This window comes from Acinetobacter sp. YH16052 (assembly GCF_013417155.1).
Taxonomy (GTDB): Bacteria; Pseudomonadota; Gammaproteobacteria; order Pseudomonadales; family Moraxellaceae; genus Acinetobacter.
Genome location: NZ_VPEO01000053.1, coordinates 1 through 5449 on the forward strand (window position 1 = coordinate 1; position 5449 = coordinate 5449).

The window sequence follows — 5449 nt, forward strand, 5'->3', positions numbered from 1 at the left end:
TCCTGACTCTCCCCTGAAATTTTCCCCTCCCCTGATCCTGTCCCGGCAAAGACTTTGTCTTCAGCCAATCCTAGGATCATGCCTCTTTTCTGGCTGGCATATAGTGCACGTTCTTCTGGTGTCGGTGGTTTCATGATCTTGCTTGGGGCAAGCGAGCAGCCACGGAGGAATCCGGAAAGTCTTATTTCCGGATATTTGGGATAGAGAATAATTTGGGAACCTGTGGCTTCTTCAGTTTCACCTTCCGGTGTGATCCAGAACAGTTTGAGAGGTGCCTTGAATATCGGACCCTTGCTGGATTCTCCATCTGCGCGGATCTCTCCCAGTGGAAAATCCTGAAGAACTTCAAAATTTCCCCCAAAATAGATTTGCTGTTTGGAATTGTCATTATTGGAAAGCGGTTTGAGCAGGATCCGGGTTGCCCCTAGGGCCTGCATTGTCTGTGACATCTGCCTGATAGTCGCCATATACGATCCGGTCATTGTTCTTCTGACCGGATCGTACCTCTATTTGAGTGATTTTTATAGCTTTTACGCAGAAATCTTGTCTTTTTTATGCTCCTGAATTTTTGCTGCCCGTAGAATGTAAGGTTCCAGCAACCTTGCAACGGCAGTGAAGACGGGTACGACAACCGAGTTACCGAACTGCTTGTAGGCCTGTGTATCCGAAACTGGAATACGGAAGAAGTCGTCTCCATCCAGTTTTTGGAAGCCCATCAGTCTGGCACATTCCCGTGGTGTCAGACGACGCGGACGGTTCTTCTGGTTATCAGGATCATCAAAATCTTCTTCTCCCCGCTGCATATCCCAGCCGCGGTCAATCAGGATTTCCGAACCGTCTTTATGATAACGGGCCGAAAGGGTTCTGGCCACGCTACCAGGATTTTTCGGATCTACCAGACCAAAGCCAAAACCGTTACCTTTAGCCTGATGTTTCTTGGCATAGTTGTAAAGATACTTCCAGAGATTTTCAGTCAATATGTATTTGTCTTCTACTTCCTTTTCTAACACGTCCTGTATGGTCGGACGGACTTCAGGGAAGAGTTTACTGATATTTTTCAGGGAAAAGTCGCCCTTGATATCCAGGCTGCGTTTGAAGCCTACCAGTACAATACGCTCACGGTGCTGGGGAAGGAAGTTCTTGCCGTCAATGATTTTTGGATCATTCGGACCACTCGCGTCAGCATCTGCAACATCATAGCCCAGCTCGTCCAGCGTCTTCATGATGATACGGAAGGTATTTCCCTTGTCATGGCTTTTCAGGTTCTTTACATTCTCGAGTACGAAAATAGCTGGCTGTTTTGCTGCAATAATACGTGCCACATCAAAAAACAGTGTTCCTTGTGCTTCACATTCAAAACCATGTGCCTTGCCGAGGGAGTTCTTTTTTGAAACACCTGCCAGAGAGAACGGCTGGCATGGGAAACCGGCCAGTAGTACCTCATGATCCGGAATTTCGTTATCAATATGTTCATAAGCTTCATTGATGTCTATATCCGGATCTTCAGTCAGCGTAACCTGTCTGATATCTTCGTTGAATTTATGATGTTGAGGATCACAGTACCAGTTGGCCTTGTAGGTCCGGATGGCTTCCTTGTTCCATTCGCTGGTAAAAACGCATTGTCCCCCTATTTCCTCAAATCCCTTCCTAATCCCGCCAATCCCGGCAAACAGATCAATAAAACGGAATTTATAGTCCGGATGGTGTGCTGGTGGCTTCGGTAGCATCTTTTGCTGAAGCATCTCCACTTCGCCCTCACTGAGTGCCCGTGGTGCACTCTTTCCATTGAGCCATTTATTCAGCGTTTCACGGGTCCAGTCATACTGTCCAACCCTGCGAAGTATTTCAGCAACAGTTTTCTGGTCGTATGACTCCAAGACCTGATTGACCAGCATTTTGTGCTCTTCAATTTTCTGTTTTTCCTGGGTTAGGTACTTTTCATGCAGGTCATCGGCTTGGGAGAGAAACTCTTTCATCTATAAATCTATATTTGGGTATTTTGAGTGATACTTTATCACTCATTTGACCCAGATATAAGCTAAAACATTCATTGTTGCTCATAAAACATCCATTAAAAAGCTGATAGGGGAAAAGCAGCCCTGAATGTAGGTCCAACTGGGCCTTGAGCTTTGTATTTTGCAGTAAACGTCTGATCTGACGTTTTGAAATATGAAGTAACTGAGCAGACTAGGTTTGAGGTATGCGTTGATCGCAGATTTCCTGCAAGATTGACAATCTTTTAAGTTCTTTATCTGGCATGACGCTAACATATAAAATCGTCTGCTTCGACAATCGCAAAAGCACATATTCTAAAAGTGAACATTTTTACTTTGGAGAAATCAGACATTTCTATTTTGGGCTTACAAACCAACTTCGCGTAAGAGATTTTATGTTAAATAAGAAACTGTATATTTAATATACTATTTGAATGAAGGGGGTTCCCATGTATCACTAAACTCATCTTCAATCTCTTCATATAAAGTATTTGTTGTGATTACTGTGAGAGTTTTTTCATAAGATCCCAATGTGATACTTTCCTCAATTGCTTTAATACGATGATTTGTATCAATCCATTCATTAAGAAAAATTTCTTTTTTTGATAGCTCAGTTGAAATTATATTTTTATTTGGTAAGACTTTGTTTTTTATATAAATACACTTTCCAAACTTACGTAGTTCCTTAGTATCGAAAACAGCATCTACTTTACCATTTGAACTGATAATTAATAGCGCAGGTGCTTCAGTAAGTTCAATATATCGTATAGCTGTAGAGGTTAAGGACGTATTGAAAATACTAGCTAAAGACTTAATTGCTTCTAAGCCGTCATTGTATTTATACATTTCCTTTTCAAAAAGAAATTTAGGCATTAGTAAGCAGGTAGAAAAATAGTCTGCTTCTCTTTCATAGGGATCTTTACTGCTCGAACCTGCACTTGAAAAATGAGTACCATTTTTATTAAAGATATTTTCAGGATGTTCAGGTAAAAAATAATGCCCAAATTCATGGGCAATACTGAATCGTTGATATGGAATATTATTGATAGAAGAAGCATAGTAGATTAGGAAATCATTGCCATTCCTAATAAGCGCTCCAGAAATACCATGACTCTTTTGAGATTGAGTTTGTATATCAATCCCTAGTTCTTCACCTAATTTAAAAAGATCTATTTCATAATCGATTAAATCGTAATCCTGTCTAATCTGAGTAGCTGCTTTTTCAATATATTGTTTGGTGTTATTAGACATTATCTTATTCAATGTACTAAGAAATAAATAGTTTATTTATTTCTTAGTGACTCTGCAAATCGTCGAATAGTTTCTCTATCACTATCTGTTAAGTTTTGAAGATCTCTAAATAGAGTGTCCGTATTAGTTCCTTCAAAACTATCTACTCGTCCTAGTAAGTAATCTGTAGATACTTCTAGCGCTATTCCTAATTTTCTCAAATTATCAAAAGATGGTTTTCTTGACCCAGCTTCCAAATGTGAAATTGAGGTAGAAGGAATTTTAGATTTTTCAGCTAATTGAGCTTGAGTTAGTTTACGTAACTCTCTTATCGCTTTAAGCCGTTCAGGAAACACGTAGGTTTCATTAGATTCTGTATTCATAATTCTATTCTACTGATTATATTTTTGTATTTCTATAATAATTCGAAATAGAGAAATTTTGTTGACGAATTCGACAAGTAGTGTTAATAATATTTGTGACAACATTTAGTTGTCGAATTCGACAATATTAGGAGCGAAATATGTCTTTAAAGCCAGGACAGAATACAGGCCGTGATGGTGGGATTTATCGAGAGCAAGGTCCTAGAGGTGGGTTGAGAGATAACTACTCAACTATTCCAGATCGAACTATTGCCCCCCCGACATCAAAGCCAAATTCAAGCTGGGTTCGTGTTGAACGTACGCCAGATAGTAAGCGATGAGCTGTGAAAGACTGTTAAGTACGCTTGGCAGTCTTTTTAATAATTTCATATTAACGAAGGCACTGAGATGACTGATCAAACAATAAATATTTTATGTTCTTGCGGAAGCGATAAGTTTGAGATTCCTAGTAATCCTAAAGCTTCAGATACGATTACTTGTGCTAAATGTGGAGCACAAGAAAAGTATTGAATATTGCAGAAAGAAATAGCTTCTAAAGTTAAAAAACAAGTTGAAGCTAATTTTAAAAAAATGTTGAGAAGAGCGGGTTTTAAATAAGCTAATTGTTGATAGGAGGTCCTGTGTTTCCACCGAAAGAATATATAAAAAAATCTTTTAAACAAGGGGTTGCAATAACTATCCTTTTAGGAGTGATCCCTCTTTTATTAGCTTTATGTCAAGATATTTGGGGAGTCATTTTTCATAAAAGTCATGATCTATCTAACTTTAACGAAATGATGAAGAGCCTTATACCTTCCCATGATAATTATGTCCATATTCTTATTTGGCTTTCGGGAATTTACTGTCTACCTTTATTAATGTTAGTTGTAGCAGAAAGAGAATTAGAAAGGAAAATACCAATACCGAGTTGGATAAAGAATTTTATTCTTAATTTTGAATATGCATTATCAGCTATTTTTAGTGTGATGTTTGTTGCATCAGCTATTTTCTTTACTACAGGTTTTTTCTTCTGTTTTACCAGTTTCGGTGTCTCTTATGGCATTGGATTTGTTGTTATTGGAATAATTCTATTTACTCTCACTATGTATGCACTAGCAGCGATGCTAGAGCTTAAAGACCTATTCGTGAAAAATGATTCCGATTCAGAGAAAAACCTAGATTCTGATAATGAGAAGGAAAGTTAATTTAATACCTATAGTTTTCCTTTTAATAATAAAAAACCCCAGCATCCTGCCGGGGTTTCTCATATTGGGTTGCTAGGTATGACTCCTGTCTTAACTCACGCTCCTGGTGCGATCTTTCTTATTCTTGTTGTTTGGAACATCCTGTTCTCTATGACTTCATCATAGGAAAATTCACCTATCCTGGATAGCCGCAAAGGGCCGAGTTTTATGTGAGCCAAAGCGTACAAAATAGCCTAAATTTCATCCACAGCAATTGGGGATAGTTTTCGCCCTGGAAGAGCTGAGAACATTGGGAAAATGCCAAAATTGAGCATTTTTTAGACGATTTTATTGGCGAAAGATTACAAATCTGCTTAAAAAACACACGAGTTGTTAAAACGTGTATTTTTTGATCTTGAAGGTTGTGTGTTTTTTGTCTTAAACCTTTGATAAATAATATTATTTAAAATCGCATTTCGTATAACGCCCATTATGTTAAATAGAATCAAAAAACCTCCAATAAAATCGTTATAGTATTATTATTTATTGAGTAGATAAGAGAATTAAATTAGTGAAATATTCAAATGAAAAAATAGTAAAAGCTCTCTTACTTTCTCCTTTACCACTACTTTTTTTCACAGCAGTCCTGTTTATCGTAATGAATCAGGAATACAGCCTA

5 protein-coding genes and 2 pseudogenes are annotated in these 5449 nt (G+C 38.1%); 2 read left to right on the plus strand and 5 right to left on the minus strand.

Features of this window, described 5'->3' with window-relative positions; all coding sequences use genetic code 11:
* The 5 genes and pseudogenes from FTV42_RS15300 to FTV42_RS15320 all read right to left on the minus strand — a co-directional run.
* Nucleotides 1–449 (minus strand): annotated as a pseudogene (locus FTV42_RS15300) (hypothetical protein); the annotation flags it as partial.
* An 81-nt stretch (nt 450–530) separates the two neighbouring features.
* A complete protein-coding gene (locus FTV42_RS15305) occupies nt 531–1976 on the minus strand; it encodes a DNA cytosine methyltransferase (RefSeq protein WP_163146745.1) in 1446 nt (481 codons plus the stop codon).
* Nucleotides 1977–2116: 140 nt separating this feature from the next.
* Nucleotides 2117–2259, minus strand: a pseudogene (locus tag FTV42_RS15310) (helix-turn-helix domain-containing protein); the annotation flags it as partial.
* Nucleotides 2260–2420: 161 nt separating this feature from the next.
* Complete coding sequence (locus FTV42_RS15315) at nt 2421–3245, minus strand: ImmA/IrrE family metallo-endopeptidase (RefSeq protein WP_163146744.1); 825 nt, start codon at nt 3243–3245, stop codon at nt 2421–2423.
* 32 nt (nt 3246–3277) lie between these two features.
* Nucleotides 3278–3607 (minus strand): helix-turn-helix domain-containing protein, encoded by a 330-nt coding sequence (locus FTV42_RS15320; protein WP_087662598.1) that lies wholly within the window; start codon nt 3605–3607, stop codon nt 3278–3280.
* 140 nt (nt 3608–3747) lie between these two features.
* Between FTV42_RS15320 and FTV42_RS15325 the strand changes: the two genes are divergently transcribed.
* Both FTV42_RS15325 and FTV42_RS15330 read left to right on the plus strand, forming a co-directional pair.
* A complete protein-coding gene (locus tag FTV42_RS15325) occupies nt 3748–3927 on the plus strand; it encodes a hypothetical protein (RefSeq protein ID WP_016651005.1) in 180 nt (59 codons plus the stop codon).
* 300 nt (nt 3928–4227) lie between these two features.
* Nucleotides 4228–4791: a hypothetical protein gene (locus FTV42_RS15330; protein ID WP_163146742.1), complete on the plus strand. Its 564-nt coding sequence runs from the start codon at nt 4228–4230 to the stop codon at nt 4789–4791.
* Nucleotides 4792–5449: the final 658 nt, after the last annotated feature.